This is a genomic window from Arthrobacter sp. ISL-48, from assembly GCF_018613805.1.
Classification (GTDB): domain Bacteria; phylum Actinomycetota; class Actinomycetes; order Actinomycetales; family Micrococcaceae; genus Arthrobacter.
The window spans coordinates 40,259-61,067 of sequence record NZ_JAGGPL010000023.1 but is presented as its reverse complement, the minus strand read 5'-3'; the positions used below and the strand labels follow the sequence as shown (position 1 = coordinate 61,067).

Genomic DNA, 20,809 nt, shown 5'->3' with positions numbered 1-20,809 from the left:
GGGTATTGCCAGGCGCAGCACAGGAGACCCCAAGCGGCCTATGGCAAGGGCCGAAAGACCCTTCTCACCCAAAACGAAGGCGTCCCGAGAGATAGCTGTAGTCGATGGGCCACCGGAGTTTTGGAAACCGGGCATCCGCCCATCTTCCACGAAAGTTTCATACTCCTCGAGAAGAGCAAACATGCATAAGCACCCCCATAATCCCCAGACCCTGCGGAAGCGATCGGCTGCCGCAACACTGGTGGCGGCACTTGCCGTTACCACGTTCCTGGCGGCTCCGTCGGCCCAGGCAAACGAGCCGTCGGACCCGCCGGTAAGCCAGCAGCCGCCGGCACCCACCCCGGGGTTCCCGCTCCCCACCCAGCACACGCAGCAGGCGTATGACCCGGCGTCGGACTTCACCTCAAAGTGGACCCGCGCGGACGCCAAGCAGATCATGGCCCAAAGCGACTCAACAGTCGCTCCCGGGGAGAACTCCATGAGCCCGGCGGTGACTATGCCGGAGATCCCCGAAGATTTCCCGACCATGAACGACGACGTCTGGGTGTGGGACACCTGGTCCCTGACAGACGAAAACGCGAACCAGATCAGCTACAAGGGCTACGACGTGATCTTCTCGCTGGTGGCGGACCGCCACGCCGGGTATGGCTTTGACCAGCGCCACTGGAACGCACGCATCGGCTACTTCTTCCGCAAGACCAACGCTGATCCGGCCAAGGACAAGTGGAACTACGGCGGCCACCTGTTTGTTGATGGTTCCTCGATCGGCAACACCGAATGGTCCGGTTCAACCCGCCTGATGCAGGGCAACCACGTGAACGTCTTCTACACGGCCACCACGTTCTACGATGTGGCCGAGCGCAATGCCGGCGGCGGCGGAATCGCCCCGGATGCCGTCATATCGAAGGCGCTGGGCAACATCCACGCAGACCAGAACGGCGTGACGTTCGACGGCTTCGAGCACACCAAACTGCTTGAACCGGACGGCAAGATGTACCAGAACAAGGCTCAAAACCCGGGCTTCGCCTTCCGTGATCCCTACACCTTCGAGGACCCGGCCCATCCCGGGAAAACCTACATGGTGTTCGAGGGCAACACCGGCGGTACGCGAGGCGACTACAAGTGCAAGGAAGAGGACCTCGGTTACAAGCCAGGTGATCCGAAGGCTGAGAACCTGAATGAGGTCAACAGCAACGGAGCCTACTACCAGACGGCTAACGTGGGACTCGCCGTGGCGGACAATAAGGACCTCACCAAGTGGTCCTTCCTGCCTCCCCTCCTTTCCGCAAACTGCGTCAACGACCAGACCGAGCGCCCGCAGATCTTCATCCAGAACGAAGGCGGCAAGAACAAGTACTACCTGTTCACGATCAGCCACCAGTTCACCTACGCGGCAGGCATGCGGGGTCCTGACGGCGTCTACGGCTTTGTCGGCAACGGTGTCCGTTCCGACTACCAGCCGATGAACAACAGCGGCCTTGTCCTGGGATCTCCGACGGACTTGAATCTGCCGTCAGAGTCGCCGGAAGCTCCGACGCCTGAACAGAATGGCCGGCAGTTCCAGGCGTACTCGCACTACGTGCAGCCAGGGGGCCTGGTGCAGTCCTTCATCGACAATGTGAACGGCGTCAGGGGCGGATCACTTTCTCCGACTGTAAAGATCAATTTCCGCAACGGAATTTCTGAAGTTGACCGTTCCTTTGGCCAGAATGGCCTCGGCCCGTATGGTTACCTGCCCACTAATGTCAAGGTTGGCGGCAAGGGCCTGTACAAGTAACGCACAATAGCCAGGCCGCAATTGCTTGACGCAAAAGCCTGCTGAAATACTGTGAGCGGGGGCACCGGAAACGGCGTCCCCGCTCCTTTTGCCGGTAACCTGTCCTACCTGAATGGGCCATGATGTCCGAAAAAGCGAAACTTCGTTCCCCTGCTGGCGAGCGGAGGACCTGGATTGCAGTTGCAGTGGCTGCCACCGCATTGCTCGTGGCCTTGGTGGCTCTCATTCCCAACGTTCACAAGCCCGACGACGCCGGGCGCCGGGCAGAAACTGCCCTCAATGCTGTTGCCACGGCCCAGGCCGCCTTCAAGACTTCCCGGGACACCTATGGGTCGTACTGGTTGTCAGGCGGAGATGGCACCCTTGAGGCCGGGCGCCCTATCCAAGCCGCCGGAGTAGAGGATCTCCGCAGCATCAATTGCGCCGACGGCTGGGTAGCTGCGGCCAGGATCGGCAGCGACATCTTCCTCCGGTCAAGCGTTGAGGATGCAACGGCCAAGGCAGGAGTCCGCGAAGTCCGCCGGCCTGACTGTATTTCACTTGAAGCCGTTGATTCCATGCTCAGCGACCTGGGCAGAATCGACCGCTCACCGGCACCAGGAACAAAACCCCAACGACCTGCAGGTTCCTCCCTGTACCGCCCGAGTTACCACATCACGCCGGAGCGAAATTGGATGAATGATCCGCAGCGGCCGTTCCTCCTCGACGGGCTTTGGCACTACTACTACCTCTACAACGCGGACTACCCTGACGGCAACGGAACCGAGTGGTACCACCTCACCAGCAAAGACCTGGTGACATGGAAGGACGAGGGTGTTGCCATCCGCAAGTACCAAAACGGGCTGGGGGACGTCGAAACGGGCAGTACCGTGGTGGACTACGAGAACACGTCCGGCTTCGGAAAAGGCGCCGTCATCTCCATCCTGACCCAGCAGGACAAAGGCGTGCAGAGGCAGTCACTTTTTTATTCAACCGACGGTGGTTTCAGCTTTTCCTCCTATGAAGGAAACCCGGTGATGGAGAACCCCGGAGCGGAACACTGGCGCGACCCCAAGATCGTCCGCGACGAAGCACATGGGCAATGGCTTATGGTCCTGGCCGAGGGCAACAAGCTGGGGATGTACACGTCCACGGACCTCAAAGGCTGGCGGTACACCTCAAGCTTCGAGAGGTCCGGCCTGGGCACTCTGGAATGCCCGGATATTTTCCAAATGGACGTCGACGGCGACCCCGCCAAGAGAACGTGGGTCCTGGCAGCCAGCGGCAACGGAAGTGAAGAGGGCCGGACAACCGGCGTCGCCTACTGGACCGGAACCTGGGATGGAACAAGGTTCACTCCGGCCGATGAGAGGCATCAATGGCTGGACGCGGGCTCGGACTTTTACGCCGCCGTGAGCTGGGATGACCCGAGGCTTACGGAAGGCCAGCGGATGCAGTCCCGGCAAGTCATGGGCTGGATGAACAACTGGAACTACGCCCGGGAACTCCCCACAGCAGACTGGCACGGCGGAATGGACTCGATAGTGCGGGATATCCGGCTCAAGACCGTCCAGGGCAGGCCCGCCCTCGTCTCGACTCCTTCGAAGACCTTGGCCCGCATCGAAGGAGAACCGTCGTCGCACGGCCCGGAGCCCATCACCAAGGAGGAAACTGCGGGGCTTCCGGCCGTGCAGGGTGGCGCCTACCGGCTGGACCTGACCATCGGACAGGCTACCGCGGAAGAGCGGGCGGCTAAAAGCGCGGAAAGTGCCGGCAAGGGATCTGAGGCTCTCCTGCAGTTCGTAAGCGATGAATCCATCTTCGCTACAGTCGGTTACAACTTCGAGGACGGAGCCGCCTTCGTCACACGGGAACCGCCAGGTGATGCTGCAGGCCTTGCCCCGCTGTTCACCGAGAGACGCACGGCCTCCGCGCCGCCCAGGAACGGCACGGTAGACCTGACGGTATTCGTCGACCATTCCTCCATCGAAGTATTCGTCAACGGAGGAGAACAGACGTTTACATCGCTGGTTTTTCCCAAGTCGGATGAGCAGGCCGTGAAGCTGGTGACAGGTGGCGGGGTTCTCACCCTGGAGGCCCTCACTTATACGCCGTTACTGTCAACGCGCTAATGAAGCCGTCGCAATTTTGACAGAAGCATGTGACTGATGCCATAGTCGCTCTCATGGACCTGTTGGACAGCTGGACAGCTAGACAAGACCGCGTGGTGCGCGTTGGTGCGGCGGAGCAGGTTTTCGCGTCGCTGCGGGGCGCGATAGAAGGCGGAAAGATCCCCGTCGGCACCCGCCTTGACTCGGAGGCCACGCTCGCCCGGCAGTACGGCGTGAGCCGGACAATGGTCAGGGAGGCGCTGCGTTCCTGCACCGCCTTGGGACTCACCGCGACGTATACAGGCAAGGGAACCTTCGTCATCGCAGACAAGGTCGCCCACGACCTCAAACTCGGCAAATACTCCGCCAGCGCCCTTGTGGAGGCGCGCCCCCACGTGGAAGTTCCTGCCGCAGCCCTTGCCGCGCAACGCCGCAGCAGTGAAGACCTGGAAGCCCTGCGGGAAATCCTTCGCGAAATGTCGGAGGAGGACAATATCCAGCAGTGGGTGCTCCTGAACACCGAGTTCCACATGACCGTCGCCCGGTGCAGCGGTAACGGTGTCTTCGAAACATTCCTCTCAGACATCTGTGAAGCCATGGCAAACCAGTCGAACACCCTTAACCTGGTGGCCGACCGGCGAAAGGAATCGGGCGACGAACATGCCCGTATTTTCGATGCCATTGAGCGCGGTTCAGCCGAAGACGCATCCCGGGCCATGACCATGCATTTGCACGGCGTGGAGTGCGCCCTGGGCACAATCGTCCCGGGCAAAGCGTCCAAAGCCGGCCATACTGGCTGACTTTTAGACCCCCGGGCTAACAATCGGGCGCGTCACCGTCCGCAGAATACCGTGCAACTTCCTTGCCACGGAACACCCTGACATAGAACTCCCATGCCTTTTCCTGTCCAAACCCGTCAACGAAGCCCTGTGAGGACCCCATGACCATAACTAATACCGCCAGCGCCGCCAGTAGTCCGGCGGGCAACCAGGCCGGGACGCGTTCTGAACATGATCTGCTCGGTGACCGTGAGGTCCCGGCCGACGCGTACTGGGGCGTGCATACCCTGCGCGCGGTGGAGAATTTCCCGATCACGGGCCAGCCGCTGGCCTCGAACATGCACCTGGTCCGCGGCCTGGCCGCCGTGAAACAAGCAGCCGCCCGCACCAACCGCGAACTCGGGCTCCTGGACGCCGGACGCGCCACCGCGATCGAACAGGCCTGCCAGGACGTCATCGACGGCAAACTCAGCGCCGAGTTCGTCGTGGACGTCATCCAGGGCGGCGCCGGGACCTCCTCGAACATGAACACCAACGAGGTCATCGCCAACCGCGCCCTGCAAATCCTTGGCCACCCCAAAGGCGACTACGCCCGCCTGCACCCCAACGACCACGTCAACCTCTCCCAATCCACCAACGACGTCTACCCCACCGCCGTGAAACTCGCCACGATCTTCGGGATCAAAGAGCTCCTCGCCGCCCTGGCAGAACTCGAAGAAGCCTGCGCCGCGAAAGCCGCCGAGTTCCGCACCGTCGTCAAAATGGGCCGCACCCAGCTCCAGGACGCCGTGCCCATGACCCTGGGCCAGGAATTCGGCACCTACGCCATCACCATCGGCGAAGACCGGCTCCGGCTCGCCGAAGCCGAAGTCCTCATCCACGAAATCAACCTCGGCGCCACCGCCATCGGCACCGGCCTGAACGCCCCGCCCGGCTACGCCGCCACCGCCTGCCGCCACCTCGCCGAGATCACCGGCCTGCCCCTGGTCACCGCCCCGGACCTGATCGAAGCCACCCAGGACGTCGGCGCGTTCGTGCACCTCTCCGGCGTCCTCAAACGCGTCGCCGTGAAACTCTCCAAAATCTGCAACGACCTGCGCCTGCTCTCCTCCGGCCCCCGCGCCGGATTCGGCGAAATCAACCTGCCCGCCGTCCAGTCCGGCTCCTCCATCATGCCCGGCAAAATCAACCCGGTCATCCCCGAAGTCGTCTCCCAGGTCGCCTACGAAGTCATCGGCAACGACGTCACCATCACCATGGCCGCCGAAGCCGGCCAACTCCAACTCAACGCCTTCGAACCCATCATCGTCCACAGCCTCCACAAGAGCATCTCCCACCTCGAAGCAGCCTGCCGCACCCTCACCAAACGCTGCATCCAGGGCATCACCGCCAACACCGAACACCTGCGCCTCACCGTCGAACAATCCATCGGCCTCGTCACCGCACTAAACCCCCACCTGGGCTACACCACGGCCACCGCCATCGCCCAGGAAGCACTCGCCACCGGCAAAGGCGTCGCCGAACTCGTCCTCGAACACGGACTGCTCACCGCCACGCAACTCCAAGAACTCCTCAGCCCCCAACGCCTCGCAAACCTCACCAAACAAAACCCCCAGCCCTAGCAGCCATACCCAGCCCACTCAAGGGAGCAGGGGCACACCGTCGTGCCCAAATCTTCCGCACCTACCCAAGGATGGACCATGAAAAACAAATCAACCATGTGGATTCTGGCAGCGCTCCTGTTCGGAATCATCAGCGGTCTGCTGTTCCACTGGCTGCTCCCGCTGGAAGCCCGCGGATCAGTGGTTACGGTCCTCGACACAGTGACCCATATGTTCCTGAACCTGATCAAGATGATTATCGCCCCGCTGATCTTTGCCACCCTCGTTTCGGGCATCGCGGGAGCTGCGAAATCAGCCGGAGTGGGCAAGCTCTTCGGCCGCTCGATGATATGGTTCTTGTCCGCCTCAGTCCTGGTGGGCGCCTTCGGCTTCATCACGGCCCATGTGCTCAACGTTGGTGCCGGCCTGCACCTGGTACCCGGCGGGGACTCGGGGGTGGAAACGAAAGCCCTCGATTACGCGGAGTTCTTCACCCACATCATCCCCACCAGCGTTTTCGCTGCCCTGACGGCGAACAATCCCCTTCAGATCCTCGTCTTCGGCGCGCTCTTTGGCATCGCATTGCTGAATCTGCGGAAGAAGCGCCGCTCCTCCATTGCGGATGCCATCGATGAACTCATGGGCGTCATGCTCAAGGTCACCGGGTACGTGATGCTGGCAGCACCCGTGGGCGTTTTCGCGGGCATCGCGGCCGCGTTCACATCCCAGGGGCTCGATGCGTTTGCCACCTATGCGTCCTTCATCGGCGGGTTCTACGTGTCCCTCTCGGCGCTGTGGGTCCTCATGATCGCCGTCGCTGTTGCGTTCCTCGGACGGGCGGCGTTCCGCCTGGTCCGGATCGTGCGTGAACCCATGGTCATCGCCTTCGCCACCTCCAGTAGCGAAGCCGCCCTGCCCAAGCTCATTGAGGGTTTGACCAGGTTCGGCATCGAGAAGCGCACCACCGGTTTCGTGCTCCCCTTGGGTTACTCCTTCAACGTGGACGGTTCCATGATGTACATGACGTTCGCATCCGTCTTCCTCTTGAACGCCTACGGCATCGACATGGACCTTGGCCAGCAGATCGCCATGACCGCCATGCTGCTGCTCAGCAGCAAAGGCATGGCAGGCGTACCCCGCGGTTCGCTCGTCGTCGTGGCCGCCGTGGTCCCTGCCTTCGGTATCCCGGCTGCGGGCATTGGCGTTCTCCTGGTGATCGACCAGCTCCTGGATATGGGCCGAACCGCCACCAACATCCTGGGAAACGCCATTGCCACCGCCGTCATTGGGCGGAACCATGACCAGGCTTCCTCCCTGGTCCCGGCGTCACCGGCGGCTGCCGGTCACGACGCACAAGACACCGAAGGCAGCAGGGAGCCTGAGCGTGTCGCGATGCACTGACCTGGTCCCACCCGGCATCAACCAATGATCAGCCGATTTACCCCTCACCCCGGATGAAAGGCCATTGAAATGACCACCGACTTCGAGCTGAAGAAACCGCTGGCGGTGCACCGCCCCGGCCGCAGCGAAAAAGGACGAAGCACACCGATCAGAACAGAAATCATCGACTACCTGGCACGCAACGGCGCGAGCAAAGTAGCCGACATCAGCAACGGCGTCGGTTCCTCGCGGGACTGCGTCAGGTACCACCTGGCGGCGCTGGAGACGGCGTCGATTGTCCGTTCCGATACCTCCCCCGGAGCCAGGGGCGGGTTCACGCCGTTCTACGCGCTGGCCCCCGAAAAGCGACCGGGCTGGAAGGTGTAATCGGTCACAGTCGGGCCTAATAAGTTGCAAACGTCGCTGGCCAGCATGAACCATAAGCAAGGGAATACGTTTCCACGCTACCCAAACCAGCAATCCTCACCGACGAGGATGCGACCCCTGCAATGACGACTCGGGGCCGTCAGCTGTATGAGTGAAAGTACTGACAATGACGTTTGAAACCACCGACTCCGTGACGCTGAAAATCTGGGACCGGTCAGCAATTGACCACACCATCGAGACGGCCGTGCAAGACCTTTCCCCCGGGCCAAAGCAGCAAAATGCGGCATCGCAGTCACCCGCAGCGGGCCCAACACTTTTACTGTGAGCCTCAACCGGAACGCGCCTCAGGGCGCCACCTTCGAGGATGTCACCCGCTAGGAACGGAACAAGCGGACGACGCCGGCACCTGCCGCCGTCGTCCGCTTTCCTCTATTTACTTGTCGGGCTCGGACGCTACCGGCCGCCTTCAATCTTCCGGCTGCGCTGTTCAATCGCCTTGGGTCCGTAGGGATAGACCCCGACGCGCGGCTGGCTGGCCGTGGTCAGCCGTTCAGTTTCCTCGGGGGTCAGTTCAAGCTCCGCAGCGGCAAGGTTGTCCGCCAACTGTTCGAGGTTGCGTGCGCCGAGAATCACGGACGTCACCGCTGGCCGGTCCGCCAGCCAGGCCAGTGCCACCTGCGAGGCACTCACTCCGTGGTCGGCGGCAATCTTTTCCAACGTTCCGATGACATCCCAGGTGCGTGGGTCGTCGTTGCGGGCCTGCCACGCTTCCATGCCGCGCTGTGGATTCTCACCGAGCCGGGTGGCACCGGCTGGAGGTTCGTCGCGCTTGTACTTGCCAGACAGCCAGCCGCCGCCCAGAGGCGACCAGGGCAGCAGGCCAACGCTGGCATCCAGCGAGGCCGGGACGATCTCCCACTCAATTTCGCGGACCAGCAGGCTGTACTGCGGCTGCAGGGTTACGGGGGCGCTCCAGCCGTGGGCCTTGGCCAGGTGAACCGCCTTGGTCAGCTGCCAGCCCAGGAAGTTGGAGAACCCGTAATAGGCGATCTTACCGTTGCTGACCGAGTCGTGCAGGAAGCGGAGCGTCTCCTCCAGCGGCGTGATGGGGTCCCACGCGTGCATCTGATAGAGGTCAATCTGCTCCACACCCAGGCGCCGGAGGGAATCATCCAGCGCCCGGACCAGGTGACGGCGGGACGTGCCGACGTCGTTCGGGGCGGCACCCATCGGAAAGCGGCCCTTGGTAGCCAGTACTACCCGGTCCTTGGCTTCGGGCCGCTGCGCGAGCCACCGTCCGATGATCTCCTCAGATACGCCGGCGCTGTAAACATCTGCCGTGTCGATGAAGTTGCCGCCGGCGGCAAGATATTCATCCAGGATCGCGTGGGACGTTTCCTCGGTGGCTTCCGCCCCGAATGTCATGGTGCCGAGCGCGTAATGTGAAACCACGGCGCCGCTGTTGCCCAGTGTTCGGTACTGCATGATGCTCCTCAGTCTTCGGTAGGGGTGTTTCTGCCGGGGTGGTAGGTGCGCCAGGTGTGTTCGGGCTCAAAGCCCAGCAGCCGCCTGGCTTTGTCGATGGAGAGCATGGTCTCGTGTTCGCCCAGGTCCTTGATCACCTTGACGGCGGGAAACACCTCGGCGGCGAGGCTGGCACTGGAACGGCTCATGACCGTGTCCGCGTTCGCGATGATGAACGCCTCGAACCCGGGCTTTCCGTTCTCCAGGGCCCGGACTACCGCCTGTGCGCCGTCCCGGCCATCGATGTACCCCCACAAATTCCACTTGCGCAGCATGGGATCCGCGTCGAACGACGGGAACCGTTCATAGTCCTCGGCGTCCATCACGTTGGAGAACCGCAGACCCGTGATGCTCAGACCGGGGTCCCAGCGCGTCAGTTCCACCGCCATCTGCTCCTCCAGGTGCTTCACCAGCGAATAGGTGCTTTCCGGCCGGGCCGGGTATTCCTCGTCTACGGGGATGTAGGGAGGGTCGACGTCGAACGGCAGTCCCAGCACCGTCTCGCTGGAGGCGTAGACCACCTTCTTGATACCGGCCCGGCGCGCCGCCTGGAACACGTTGTAGGTGGAGAGCATATTGTTCTCGAACGTGGCCGCGTCCGGAGCGATGCCCGGCGCGGGAATGGCGCCCAGGTGTACGACGGCATCGAAACCGCTATGCCGGTCGTCCAGCCCCATCAACACGTCCAGGACCTGGCCGTAATGACGCAAATCGACGACGACGAGCCCAGGATTCCTCTCCCCCGCACGGTCCAGGTTCAGCACCTGGTGCCCGTCCTGGACGAGCCTGCGGACCACATGCCGTCCCAGCTTGCCGCTTCCACCGGTCACTGCAATTCTCATGATCGCTCCCTTGCTACATCCATCAGACCCGGCATCCGTCTTGTCATCCAACATGCATTGAACGGCCACGTCGGCACCCTTCCCGCCGATAGGAGCGGTGGGACAGTCGAGCGGGGAACCGCTTTCATGCGGTTCATGCACATGACGTTACGCATCTTGGCTGGCCTTGTCAGCAGGTTTCCCTGTCCCTGCTTTTCCTAGGACCCGGAGTCCTACCTTCCCGGTGGCGACGCAGGGACGACGGCGGGACTTCCCGCCGTCGTCCGCTTGCTGCCGAACCGCCGGGTGCTTACTGGATGCCGGAGGAGGTAAGTGCGACGGCGGCTGAGGCGTGGTGCAGGAAACGATCAGCGACGGGGTTTTTGACCCGGTGCAGCGTCCCGATCTCGTCCGGCACGAGGTCCCAAAGGCCCATGGTCAGGCGGTAGTGTTCCAGCGGTTCCGTGCCGTAGCGGTAAGTCCATTCGTACATGTCGGTCACTGGCCACCAGGTGTAGCCCACGATGTTCTGCCCCTGGGAGCGCAGCTGCTGCACGCAGTCCACGGAGGCGTCCAGCCATTGGAGGCGCTGGGCATACGAGCCGGTGAGGCAGGTTTCGGTCAGGGCTACCGGCGCGCCGTAGCGCTGCCCGTAGGTAGTCAGGACATCGGCCAGGCCTTCGGTCCAGTCGTTGCGGACAGCGCGGGGATCTGCGATGTCTCCGCGTACAGGCTTGCCACTTACCAGCAGCTCGGTGGAGTGAAGGGGGTAGTAGTTCACACCCATGACGTCGGGCAGCACAATGTTGCTCTGGTGCCAGTTCAGGTCATAGTCGCTCATGCCATGACGGCTGAGCCAGGGCGCCAGTTCGTGGTCGGCGTTCACCTTCCCGGTCACGAGGTCCTCGACCAGATATGAACGTGCTTTGAGGTGACGGATTTCGTCCTCGTGTTCGCCGGTGGCAGAGTCACTGACAAACCGGAACCCGGCGTCCACGTGGGTGAAGATGGCGCGGTCCCCCAGGACTTCGGCCATGTTCTGCTGCGCCAGGACGAAGCCTTTGGACAGGTTGCGCACGAGGGCAACGAGGCCGTCGTCGCCTGAGAGGTATGGCGGCCAATGGCCAAACTTTCCCGAGAAGAGGGTGTGAATCATGGGTTCGTTGACCGGCGTGTAGTCCACCACCCTGTCGGCATACCGGGCGGCGACCCGTGCGGAATACTCGGCGACCCGTTCGGGGTAGCTGGAGTTCAGGAACTGGTTGTCCAACCAGGTGGGGGTGCCGTAGTGCATGAGGTCCACGAGAGGCTTGAGCCCGAGCTCGGCGAAGCGGTCCATGACCTTGTCCAGCCAATCCCATTTCCAAGTTCCCGGTTCAGGGTTGATCCGGTACCAGGGGATCCCCCAGCGGAGGAATTCCCCGCCTGCTTCCCTGGCCAGTCCCAGGTCCTGGTGCCAAAACCTGTAGTGCTGCATCAGCTCGTATTCGTCCAGGGAACGCTCACCGGGCCGTTCCTGCGGGATGAATGTGTCCTCTATACCGAGACCGAAATGCAGGCGGCCGTCTTCAAACCATTTCACTAAAACCTCACTTCAATCCGGTGGTCGCGACGCTTTCAATGAAGCGGCGCTGGACAAACATAAAGACGGCGACCAAGGGGAGGATGGCCACAAGGGCACCGGCCATCATGACGCCGTAGGGGACTATTCCGCCCGGGCCGGTAAGGAGGGTCAGCCCTGACGTGAGGGTCCCCATGTTCTTATCGGTGGTGAAAATGAGCGGCCACAACAGGTCATTCCAGTTATTGACGAAGACAAACACGCCCAGGGTAAGGATTGCGGGGGTGGCGTTGGGCAGGACGATGTTCCAGTACACGCGCCACTCGGAGGCGCCGTCGATGCGGGCCGCGTTGTCCAGGTCCCGGGGAAGGGACAGGAAGAACTGCCGAAGGAAGAAGATTCCGAAGGCGTCCGCGGCACGCGGGATGATCAGGGCAGCGAAGGTGTTAACCCAGCCAAGGTTGCTGGCCAGCTGATACACGGGAACCAGGGTTGCCTGGAACGGGATCATCAGGCTGGCGATGATCGCGATGAGCAGCATCCGTCTGCCGGTGAAGTCGATCCGGGCCAGGGCGTACGCGGCCAGGGAGTCGAACAGGAGTGCCAACAGGGTAACGCCGCCGGCAAAGGCGAAGCTGTTTCCGATCAGGCGGACGAACGGCAGTTCCTGGAAAATGCGGGTGAAGTTCTCCATCGTCCACTGGCCTGGGACCAGCGTGGGAGGGAAGGCATTGACTTCCGTTGCCGGCTTGAAGGCGGTGAAGACGATGATCGCGATGGGCAGCAGAATGACCGCGGTGGCCAAGGCCAGCAGGACAACCACCACGGCACGGTTCAGCCTTGCCCGGGCGGCGCGGCGGGAGCCGGAAACAGGACCCCCTGGCGGAAGGAGGCGTGGGCGGAGTGTGGTGGACATCAGTCCCCTTCCCTTTCACGTCTTCCGAAGAAGACGAACTGGATGACGCTGAGCAACAGCGTGGCTCCCAGCAGTACATAGGACAGTGCCGAGGCGAAGCCGACGTCTAGTTTGCGGAAGCCGGATGTGTAGATCTGCATGACCACCGTCTCGGTGTGGCCGTAGGGGCCCCCGCCGGTCATCACGTAGATCTGGTCAAAGGCCTGGAGGGCGGCAATGAGTGCGAAGATCAGCACGAACGCTGTCGTGTTGGAGAGCATGGGCATGGTCACGTGCCGGAATCTGGTCCAGGCACCGGCGCCGTCCACCCGGGCCGCCTCGTACAGTGATCCTGGGATCTCCTGGAGGCCGGCGAGGAAGATCACCATGTAGAAGCCGAAGCTCTTCCACACAGCCACGAACGCTACGGCAGGCATGGCCAGGACGGGGTCCTGCAGTACGTTTCCGATGCGGATCCCGGCCGAGCTGAGCCAGTAGTTCAGCAGCCCCACCTGGGGGTCGATAAGGTAGGCCCACGCGATGGCTGCGACCGCCAGGCTGATGATGAAGGGCAGGAACAGCGCTGTCCGAAAGAAGCCCCGGAAGGGCAACCGCGGATCGTTCAGCAGCAGGGCCAGGACCAGGGCCAGCGCGACGGCGGTCGGCGTGAACAGCAGTGCGTAGAGGCCAGTGTTGACTACTGCGTTGATGATGACTGGGTCGGTGAAGATGCGCGCGTAGTTCTCAAAACCCACCCACTTTTCCTTGCCGAAGCCGCTGGCGTTGGTGAAGGACAGCCGGAGGGCCGAAACCATGGGCCACGCGGTGAACGCCCCGAGGACCAGCAGCGCCGGGAGGAGGAAGGACAGAGCCTGAAGGTTCTTGCGGCGCTGTCCGACGGCGGGGCGGCGCCGGCCGCCGATCGGTGCCGGAGCGCGGTATCGCGGCGCCTGCGGCTTTCTGTGCACGGTGGTGCTCATGGGAACTTCTTTCCTGGGGACGCGGCGCCCACTGCTGCTCGAGGTCAGCCAGCGGCCGGGGCGCCGCATCCGTAGGGCTTCTGGATGTTAGTTACTTGTTTCTCAGCTACTTGGTGCCAGTTACTTGGTGTCGAGGACCTTCTGGACGGAGGTCTGTGTCTCGGCCAGGAGGTTCTTGATGTTTTCGCCGGCGACGGCGCGCTGGGTGAGCTTGTCCACGGCCGTGAGCACGTCAGTGCTGTTCACCACACCGGGCAGCAGCGGACGCCCGAATTCGGATTGCTTCGTCAAGGCTTCCACAACCGGGTTGGAGGCAACGGCGCTGGCAGGAATGTCAGAACGCAGCGGCGGCCATCCCGAGCCGAGCGACCATGCAGTGGCCTGCTCCTTCTGCAGGAAGTACGCGAAGAACTTCTGGGCAGCGGCAGTCTTGGCTCCGTCTTTCTGAGAGGTGATGCCCATGGAAATGCCGATAGCCGAGGCCGCCTGCTCCTTCGGGCCGGCCGGGACGGCGGCGATACCGTAGTCAATGTTGCTTTCCTTGGCGATAGAGGACATCCACGGTCCGCCCAGGTACATGGCGGCCTTGCCGCTGCTGAACAGCTTGTCGCCTGCAATCCCGTCCAGGCCGGACGGGGAGATCTTGTCATTGCGGACCGCATCCACCCAGGTCTTCAGCGTCTCGGCGTTCTCCGGTGAGTCAACCACTGCCTTGCCGTCCTTGACGACGTCGCCACCGTTGCCATAGAAGAGCGAGGGCCAGACGCCGTTAGCAACTGTTGCGTGGTCCGGAAGGCCGAGGCCGTACTGCTCCGGGGTGCCGTCCTTGTTTTCGTCAATGGTCAGCTTCTTCGCGGCGGCGATCCACTCGCTCCAGGTTGCCGGAGGGGTGGTGATGCCGGCCTTAGCGAACAGAGCCTTGTTATAGAACATGGCCAGCGGCACGAATCCGGAGGGCACGCCATACTTGTGGCCGTTGACGGTCTCCATGTCGGCAGCAGCCGGGACAAGCTTGTCCAAGTTGCTGTTGGAGTCCTTATAGAAGTCATCAAGCTCCACGAACGCACCCTTGTCAGCGTAAACGGGGAGGCGTTCGGCCGGCATGGCCACGATGTCTGGTCCGTTTCCGGAAGAGAGCGCCGGGAGCAGCGTGTCATCGATGACCGACCAGGGGTTGGTCTGGACTTTGATCGTGACGTTTGACTGGGAGGCGTTAAAGTCCTCAACGATCTTGTTCAACACCTTGCCGTCCGCTTCGGTGTAACCATGCCAGAACGTGAGTTCGGCCTTGGTGTTGTCGCTGGCTCCGGTGCCTGCACCAGAGCAGGAAGTCAGAGCCAGGGACGCGGCAGCGACCGCGGTGAGAATAGTGAGCGACCTTTTCATGTCAGCCCTTTCAATGGTGCGGGACTCCCCTGTCCCTGGTGGAAACTTCTCTAGATCAAATTTGGGTAAACGTTGTACGTAAACGTTGTATCTAGCATGCAGTGCCGATTCTCAGCGGTCAAGACCTACTGTCTATTTTCTTTTCAGGCGGCGGTAGTCGCGCCCTCAGCACCCGTCAGGACTCCGCCGGACGACTGGCGGACTTCGAGCACAAAGCCTGTCTCCACTTCGTGTGCCTCCAATTCGCTGCCGCCTTCAATGCGGCGCAGAAGAGTCTCCACTGCAGCCTCGGCGATCTGGTCCCTCCGAGGATTAACGGTCGAAAGTGCCGGTAGGGAGTACCGGGTTTCGTCCAGGTCATCGAAACCGACGATCGCCACATCCTCCGGGATGCGCACGCCAGCCTCCTGGAGCACGCGCATTGCGCCGAGGGCGAGAGTGTCGTTGAATGCGAAGACCGCGTCAAAGGTCAGGCCCTCCTTAAGCAGCTTCGTCATTGCAGCCGCGCCGCCCCGGCGGTGCCAGGAGTCGGCGTAGCAAACAAGATCCGGATCGAATGTCAGGCCGGCCTCCTCGATGGCCTGGCGGTATCCGGCCAGGCGGAGCTCAGCAGAAGCGACGATCTCCCCCTCATGGGCACCCAAGGCAAGGACCCGCTTCCGGCCAGCGGCCAGCAAGTGCCCGGTTGCGGCGCGGGCACCGGCGGTATTTGCCATGGTGATGCGGTCCACCTGGCCATCGAAGGACGTGTCACCAAGGACCACCAGCGGGGTGTCGACGCTCTTGAGAAGCTCGGCATCCCCTGCGTCCAACGTCAGGGCGCTGTAGATAATCCCGTCAACCATGTGCCGATGCTGGCCGCGGAGGGCGGCGAGTTCGTTGTCGCGGCCGCTTCCGATTGGCTCGATCAGCACCGCCAGCCCCCTCGAGGCCGCCGTTCGCATGACCGCGTCCGCGAGTTCGGCGAAGTAGGCCGTGGTGAGATCCGGAATAATCAGGCCAATGACTCCCGAGCGGCCCGATCGCAGGTTCCGGGCTGACAGGTTGGGCCGATAACCCAGTTGCTCAATGGCGTCCTGGACGCGCTGCCGGGTCTCCGGCCTCAGCTGCGGATGCCCATTGATCACGTTGGACACCGTCTTGATGGAAAAACCGCTGACTCGCGCAACATCCCGGATTGTGACAGACACCGCCACTCCCTCCCAGTCTCATGGCCTGAACCTGCGGCCCTGCCATCAGGGTACAACGTGGGAAGTGTGTGGAGGTACAACGTGAGAATCTGGCAGCGGCTGTCGAGGGTCACCTCGGGTTAAAGCGTTGCCGGGCCTACCAACGACAACAGAATCTGGTGCACGAGTCCCACCAGTGTCGCTCTTGCTGCATTGGACCGTCCGTTACGAAACGCCAGTTCGGTGGTTATCACGATGTGCAGGGATACGTCGTGTTCACAGATTGGCGTCCGACAGTGTTCCCCTCACTGTTTGATGCTCTGCACCAGAGGCAAGCAGCAGCCGCCGCTGTGTGAGGCGGTATCCGAAGACTTTGATCCACGCCGGATACCGCCTCTTTCTTCCAATCACCGGATTGATCGTCCACGGACGCTGGCCAACAGGGACTATCAACGCCACAGCCGGGAAGATCAGGATGACCGGTGGAGGCGTTCCAATAGACAAGTACCGGTGGCAATGACGCCTATAGATCTCGCCGCGTTTCCCTTGGTCAACGCATGGGAGTTGCTCGGGCCGCACAAAGCGGAGTTCCCATGGTCGCACTCTTTCGCTTGATATGGTGCAGGACCGCGGCGAGGGCAGGCCAGGTTTCGTTGCCGCGGCGTGTCCGCGCGTAAGCGCGCACCCGGACATCGGGCTGCGTGAGGGGAATCAGAATAATGCCTTTGGGAGGTTGGCTGTCGGCGGGTAGTAGACCTATTCCCATTCCGGCGAGGATGAGGTCTTCAACGAGGTCCAGGCTGTCAGCCTGGTGTCGGATTTTGGGTTCAAAGTCCGCCATTGATGAGATCAGCCGAAGGACGTCCTCATCTGCCCGGTTTCGTGAGTTGCCGATCCAGTCATGGTCGCGGAACTTTGCGAAGACGTCAGGTGCGCTGATGGCTGTCGTTCCCATATCGCGGTCGGGAACGCCGAGGCTCCAGGGGGTGCTCCACAAGGGGACGGAATCGAAAGCGGCGCCGCGCCCGTCCGGGGCAAGGTTATAGTCATAGGTCAGGGCCAAGTCCACCGTATCGGAGGCGAGCAGGGCGAGGGCTTCGTCTGGCTCATGCTCCCGCACCTCGACTTTGACGTGAGGGTGGCTGAGGGCAAGGTCACCAATGATGGGCATCAGAACCTTGCGCACGGCGGTAACGAATCCAGCCACCCGCACTGTTCCCACCGGTTCGGCTTCGGAGTCCAGTTCCGCAGAAGCGGCCTTCACCGCTGCGAGGATGGTTTCCGCGTGCCCGGCCAAACGCCGGCCGGCGGGAGTCAAACGGACGCCCCGGCCGGCAGGCTCCAGCAGTGCTGTCCCGGCTTCCCGGGCAAGGGCTGCTACCTGCTGGGAAACCGTGGACGTCGTAGTGCCCAAAGTGTCGGCAACGTGGCGCATCGAGCCCTGGCGGGCCAGTTCGAGCAGGACTTCCAATCTTCGGGTTTCCATCACTCCATTGTCCGTTATTTGCGGATGGTTTGTGCATGATTGTCACGTGGACGTAAATGGTCATCCAAGGTCTACTGGAAGACATGATCAATTTCTCCCAGGGACGTTTCAGCGGCGCCGGCAGTGGAACGGTGATGGCAGGCGCAGCAATGTGCTGCGTTCAGCTGGGTCTGGCCGCTTCGGTGGGACTCTCGGACCGACTTGGTTCTGAGGGAGTGGCTTGGCTGCGGCTGGCGTGGGCCGCGTTGATCTTGGTTGCCTTCACCCGGCCTTGGCGTACCAAGTTGAGCCGTTCAGCCCTGCTGACCTGCGTCGTGCTGGGCGTGGTGACGGCTGGCATGACGCTACTGTTCATGGCCGCCGCGGTCCGGATACCTTTGGGCACGGCAAGCGCCTTGGAGTTCCTGGGTCCGCTGTCGGTTGCCGTCATCCGTGGAAACAAAGCCGGTCGATGGTGGGCGTTGGTGGCAGCAGGCGGCGTGGCAGCACTGACGGAGCCATGGCACCGCGGTACGGATTCGATCGGGGTGCTCCTGGCCCTGAGCGCCGGTGCGTGTTGGGCGGCCTACATTCTCCTGACGCAGCGGGCCGGTGACGAAGTCAACGGTCTGCAGGCGTTGGCGGTTTCCATGCCCGTGGCGGCAATCGCGACGACCTTCGTTGTCGGACCTGCGGTATTCAGCCATCTCGACTGGCCGCTTCTGCTTCTGGGTGCCGGATTGGCGTTGCTGATGCCGGTGATCCCCTTCAGCCTGGAACTGCTCGCCCTGCGCCGTCTGAAAGCGGCAACTTTCGGGACGCTGATGAGTCTGGAACCTGCGATCGCGGCAATGATCGGATTCGTGGTCCTGGGGCAAGCTCCCGGGCTCAGCGCCGTCATAGGGGTTGCGCTGGTTGTAGCAGCAGGCATCGGTGTCACCCTCCAAGACAACGCCTCATCCCAGCCACCGTTACGGGCTGAAAACAACGACGACGTCGGTGGAGTGGCACGCGCAAATCCTGCAGAAGCACGCTCCTGAACCAAGGCACAACAAAAGCAGTCCTCCAGCACCGCATCATCCCGCTGCTACTCAAGGAGCACCATGTACGTCCCCGAGCATTTCGCTGCCAGCCCCGAAGCCCTCCGGGACCTTCTGGCCTATCCAGGCGCTTCCAACCTGGTGACCATGACCTCCGAAGGCATGATTGCAACCTTGGTGCCCTTCCTCTACGACCCCTCAGCCGGCGAGCATGGCACCCTGTTGGGCCATCTGGCGCGAAATAATCCGCAGTGGTTGGAACCGGTGACGGGTGAATCGTTGGTCATTGTGCAGGGCCCGGACGCCTACATAACACCGTCCTGGTACGCATCAAAGGCCGAGCACGGCCGAGTCGTGCCGACCTGGAACTACTCCACCGCCCACGTATATGGCGATCTCATCATTCACGACGACCCAGAGTGGGTCGGTGACATGGTTCGCCGGCTGACCGACCTCCATGAAGCATCATCACCTGAACCGTGGACCATGGACGATGCACCGGAACGTTTCATCGCAGGCCAACTGCGTGCCATCGTAGGAATTGAGCTGCGTATCACCCGCGTCGAAGCCAAGCTCAAACTCAGCCAAAACCGTCCGGCCGCCGACATAGAAGGCGTGATCGGCGGTCTCCATGGCCGAGGCGACCACCGCAGCGCCGCAGCCGTCCAGGACGCCCGCCCTTGAGTTCACCCGACGAGCATCACCGAAAACAGACGCCGTCTGGCGTCGACGAACGATCAATTCACACAGGACCCCCGGCCGCTAGGTCTCTCTTGAGGCTGTAGTAAATTTCTCTGGCGATGAAGCGTTTGAGACAGCGAATGGCGTCTGCGGATGAATGCCCTTGAGCGCGTTTGCAGTCACGATAGGCCTTCGATCTGGGGTCGTGGCGCAGTCGGCAGATCGCTATGAGGTAGATGATTCTATTGGCTTGGCGGTTGCCTCCTCGGTGAAGCCGCATCCGGTTTGATTTACCGGAGGAGACCGGAATTGGTGCAACGCCGCATAGTCGGGCGAAAGCGGCTTCGTTGCGGAAGCGTTCGAAGTTTTCGCCGGCTGTGATGCGTAGTTGGGCGACGCTGACTGGGCCTACTTGTGGGAGGGCCAGGGTGTTGGGCGCGATTGCGCTGACCAGGCGGAGCAGGTGTTTGTCGATGAATTTGGGTGGTGAGTTCGTAGACGCGGCGGCCCAGCTCGCGGAGGGCCTATTTCACGGCGTGCTCATGGTTCGTGGATCCGCTTCGGGTTGGGGCGCAGACTTCTGGCCTGAGTCGCTTTACCTTCTAGAGTCTTGGTATTTAGGCGTTCCCTAGGGTCGCCTGGGGCTGTGAGCAGGATGTCCCGCAGCTGGACAAAGGCCGCGCTGCCGGCTTTGATTGCTTAATCCCTCACAAGGTGTAGGTTCCTAATTGCCTCCACCGTTCCGGTGGTGTCTTTTGCTGGAGCGGAGCATTCCCCGGAGAGCACCTTGCGGGCAGCTGCCTCTGCATCCACGGCGTCAGTCTTACCCACTCTGTTCCGGACTTGGATGTGGCTGTGGTTCACCTCCACGACATCGATTCCGGCGGCGAGCAGGTACCTAGTGAGCCCGGCGCCGTAAGAGCCGGTGCATTCGATGCCGAACACGTTGATGATGCCGAAGCCGGCCGACCAGTCCAGCAGTTGTCGATAGCCGCACGGGTCTGCTGGGAAACGTTGGTCTCCGAGCAATCGGCCGTCCTGGTCGACTGCGGCCGCGTGATGCACTAACGAGTGGGTGTCTACACCTATCGTGATTGTCCTGGTGGGCTGGGTCGCTACGAGAGTCATGCTCACTCATTCCTGTCGATGGCTGAAGATGGCGAGCACGGATGACCGGGCCGGGCGGACAGAGCATTGAAGAGCTAAGCTGCACGTTCCTATCAAGTCACTACCTATTCTCCTCGGAGACGTCGCGGGGGTGGATTAGCGCCGT

The 20,809-nt window shown here is 62.1% G+C and carries 18 protein-coding genes and 1 pseudogene; 9 read left to right on the top strand and 10 right to left on the bottom strand.

The genetic code is table 11. The features are described from left to right. Positions 1–181: 181 nt before the first annotated feature. From J7E83_RS19145 to J7E83_RS21300, 7 genes and pseudogenes are all read left to right on the top strand, one after another. A complete protein-coding gene (locus J7E83_RS19145) occupies positions 182–1,777 on the top strand; it encodes a glycoside hydrolase family 68 protein (RefSeq protein ID WP_214965354.1) in 1,596 nt (531 codons plus the stop codon). Between the two features lie 185 nt (positions 1,778–1,962). Next, on the top strand, positions 1,963–3,888 hold the full coding sequence (locus tag J7E83_RS19140; RefSeq protein ID WP_311379802.1) for a glycoside hydrolase family 32 protein: 1,926 nt from the start codon (positions 1,963–1,965) through the stop codon (positions 3,886–3,888). Between the two features lie 53 nt (positions 3,889–3,941). Further along, positions 3,942–4,667, top strand: a complete 726-nt coding sequence (locus tag J7E83_RS19135) for a FadR/GntR family transcriptional regulator (protein WP_214965352.1) — start codon at positions 3,942–3,944, stop codon at positions 4,665–4,667. Between the two features lie 140 nt (positions 4,668–4,807). Further along, on the top strand, positions 4,808–6,268 hold the full coding sequence (locus J7E83_RS19130) for an aspartate ammonia-lyase (RefSeq protein WP_214965350.1): 1,461 nt from the start codon (positions 4,808–4,810) through the stop codon (positions 6,266–6,268). A 78-nt stretch (positions 6,269–6,346) separates the two neighbouring features. Next, positions 6,347–7,648, top strand: a complete 1,302-nt coding sequence (locus tag J7E83_RS19125) for a dicarboxylate/amino acid:cation symporter (protein ID WP_214965348.1) — start codon at positions 6,347–6,349, stop codon at positions 7,646–7,648. A 69-nt stretch (positions 7,649–7,717) separates the two neighbouring features. After that, positions 7,718–8,014, top strand: coding sequence for a winged helix-turn-helix domain-containing protein (locus J7E83_RS19120; RefSeq protein WP_214965346.1), 297 nt, complete (start codon positions 7,718–7,720; stop codon positions 8,012–8,014). 166 nt (positions 8,015–8,180) lie between these two features. Next, positions 8,181–8,392, top strand: a pseudogene (locus J7E83_RS21300) (hypothetical protein). Between the two features lie 75 nt (positions 8,393–8,467). Here J7E83_RS21300 and J7E83_RS19115 read toward each other — a convergent pair. From J7E83_RS19115 to J7E83_RS19080, 8 genes are all read right to left on the bottom strand, one after another. Further along, positions 8,468–9,499, bottom strand: a complete 1,032-nt coding sequence (locus tag J7E83_RS19115; RefSeq protein ID WP_214965344.1) for an aldo/keto reductase — start codon at positions 9,497–9,499, stop codon at positions 8,468–8,470. Between the two features lie 8 nt (positions 9,500–9,507). Continuing rightward, positions 9,508–10,380: an NAD(P)-dependent oxidoreductase gene (locus J7E83_RS19110; RefSeq protein ID WP_214965343.1), complete on the bottom strand. Its 873-nt coding sequence runs from the start codon at positions 10,378–10,380 to the stop codon at positions 9,508–9,510. Between the two features lie 289 nt (positions 10,381–10,669). Then, positions 10,670–11,941, bottom strand: coding sequence for a family 1 glycosylhydrolase (locus J7E83_RS19105; RefSeq protein ID WP_214965342.1), 1,272 nt, complete (start codon positions 11,939–11,941; stop codon positions 10,670–10,672). Between the two features lie 7 nt (positions 11,942–11,948). Beyond that, a complete protein-coding gene (locus tag J7E83_RS19100) occupies positions 11,949–12,836 on the bottom strand; it encodes a carbohydrate ABC transporter permease (RefSeq protein ID WP_214965341.1) in 888 nt (295 codons plus the stop codon). Continuing rightward, a complete protein-coding gene (locus tag J7E83_RS19095; protein ID WP_214965340.1) occupies positions 12,836–13,795 on the bottom strand; it encodes a carbohydrate ABC transporter permease in 960 nt (319 codons plus the stop codon). The genes J7E83_RS19100 and J7E83_RS19095 overlap by 1 nt, the downstream gene beginning before the upstream one ends. Positions 13,796–13,915: 120 nt before the next feature. After that, on the bottom strand, positions 13,916–15,181 hold the full coding sequence (locus tag J7E83_RS19090; protein WP_214965339.1) for an ABC transporter substrate-binding protein: 1,266 nt from the start codon (positions 15,179–15,181) through the stop codon (positions 13,916–13,918). Between the two features lie 143 nt (positions 15,182–15,324). After that, positions 15,325–16,371, bottom strand: coding sequence for a LacI family DNA-binding transcriptional regulator (locus J7E83_RS19085; protein ID WP_214965337.1), 1,047 nt, complete (start codon positions 16,369–16,371; stop codon positions 15,325–15,327). A 529-nt stretch (positions 16,372–16,900) separates the two neighbouring features. Beyond that, complete coding sequence (locus tag J7E83_RS19080; RefSeq protein ID WP_214965335.1) at positions 16,901–17,836, bottom strand: LysR family transcriptional regulator; 936 nt, start codon at positions 17,834–17,836, stop codon at positions 16,901–16,903. Positions 17,837–17,919: 83 nt separating this feature from the next. On the opposite strand from J7E83_RS19080, the gene J7E83_RS19075 reads away from it, so the two are divergent. Then, complete coding sequence (locus J7E83_RS19075; RefSeq protein WP_251044143.1) at positions 17,920–18,855, top strand: DMT family transporter; 936 nt, start codon at positions 17,920–17,922, stop codon at positions 18,853–18,855. Between the two features lie 63 nt (positions 18,856–18,918). Then, positions 18,919–19,539: an FMN-binding negative transcriptional regulator gene (locus tag J7E83_RS19070; RefSeq protein ID WP_214965333.1), complete on the top strand. Its 621-nt coding sequence runs from the start codon at positions 18,919–18,921 to the stop codon at positions 19,537–19,539. A 58-nt stretch (positions 19,540–19,597) separates the two neighbouring features. On the opposite strand, the gene J7E83_RS21295 is transcribed toward J7E83_RS19070, so the two are convergent. Then, positions 19,598–19,918: an IS110 family transposase gene (locus tag J7E83_RS21295; RefSeq protein WP_311379804.1), complete on the bottom strand. Its 321-nt coding sequence runs from the start codon at positions 19,916–19,918 to the stop codon at positions 19,598–19,600. Between the two features lie 317 nt (positions 19,919–20,235). Next, positions 20,236–20,664, bottom strand: coding sequence for a transposase (locus tag J7E83_RS21290; protein ID WP_251044141.1), 429 nt, complete (start codon positions 20,662–20,664; stop codon positions 20,236–20,238). Between the last annotated feature and the right edge of the window lie 145 nt (positions 20,665–20,809).

Excerpts from the sequence above, each read along its gene's own strand:
- J7E83_RS19145 (WP_214965354.1), top strand. The coding sequence starts at position 182 with ATGCATAAGCACCCCCATAATCCCCAGACCCTGCGGAAGCGATCGGCT.
- J7E83_RS19135 (WP_214965352.1), top strand. The coding sequence starts at position 3,942 with ATGGACCTGTTGGACAGCTGGACAGCTAGACAAGACCGCGTGGTGCGC.
- J7E83_RS19130 (WP_214965350.1), top strand. The coding sequence starts at position 4,808 with ATGACCATAACTAATACCGCCAGCGCCGCCAGTAGTCCGGCGGGCAAC.
- J7E83_RS19125 (WP_214965348.1), top strand. The coding sequence starts at position 6,347 with ATGAAAAACAAATCAACCATGTGGATTCTGGCAGCGCTCCTGTTCGGA.
- J7E83_RS19120 (WP_214965346.1), top strand. The coding sequence starts at position 7,718 with ATGACCACCGACTTCGAGCTGAAGAAACCGCTGGCGGTGCACCGCCCC.
- J7E83_RS19115 (WP_214965344.1), bottom strand. The coding sequence starts at position 9,499 with ATGCAGTACCGAACACTGGGCAACAGCGGCGCCGTGGTTTCACATTAC.
- J7E83_RS19110 (WP_214965343.1), bottom strand. The coding sequence starts at position 10,380 with ATGAGAATTGCAGTGACCGGTGGAAGCGGCAAGCTGGGACGGCATGTG.
- J7E83_RS19100 (WP_214965341.1), bottom strand. The coding sequence starts at position 12,836 with ATGTCCACCACACTCCGCCCACGCCTCCTTCCGCCAGGGGGTCCTGTT.
- J7E83_RS19095 (WP_214965340.1), bottom strand. The coding sequence starts at position 13,795 with ATGAGCACCACCGTGCACAGAAAGCCGCAGGCGCCGCGATACCGCGCT.
- J7E83_RS19090 (WP_214965339.1), bottom strand. The coding sequence starts at position 15,181 with ATGAAAAGGTCGCTCACTATTCTCACCGCGGTCGCTGCCGCGTCCCTG.
- J7E83_RS19080 (WP_214965335.1), bottom strand. The coding sequence starts at position 17,836 with ATGGAAACCCGAAGATTGGAAGTCCTGCTCGAACTGGCCCGCCAGGGC.
- J7E83_RS19075 (WP_251044143.1), top strand. The coding sequence starts at position 17,920 with ATGATCAATTTCTCCCAGGGACGTTTCAGCGGCGCCGGCAGTGGAACG.
- J7E83_RS19070 (WP_214965333.1), top strand. The coding sequence starts at position 18,919 with ATGTACGTCCCCGAGCATTTCGCTGCCAGCCCCGAAGCCCTCCGGGAC.
- J7E83_RS21290 (WP_251044141.1), bottom strand. The coding sequence starts at position 20,664 with ATGACTCTCGTAGCGACCCAGCCCACCAGGACAATCACGATAGGTGTA.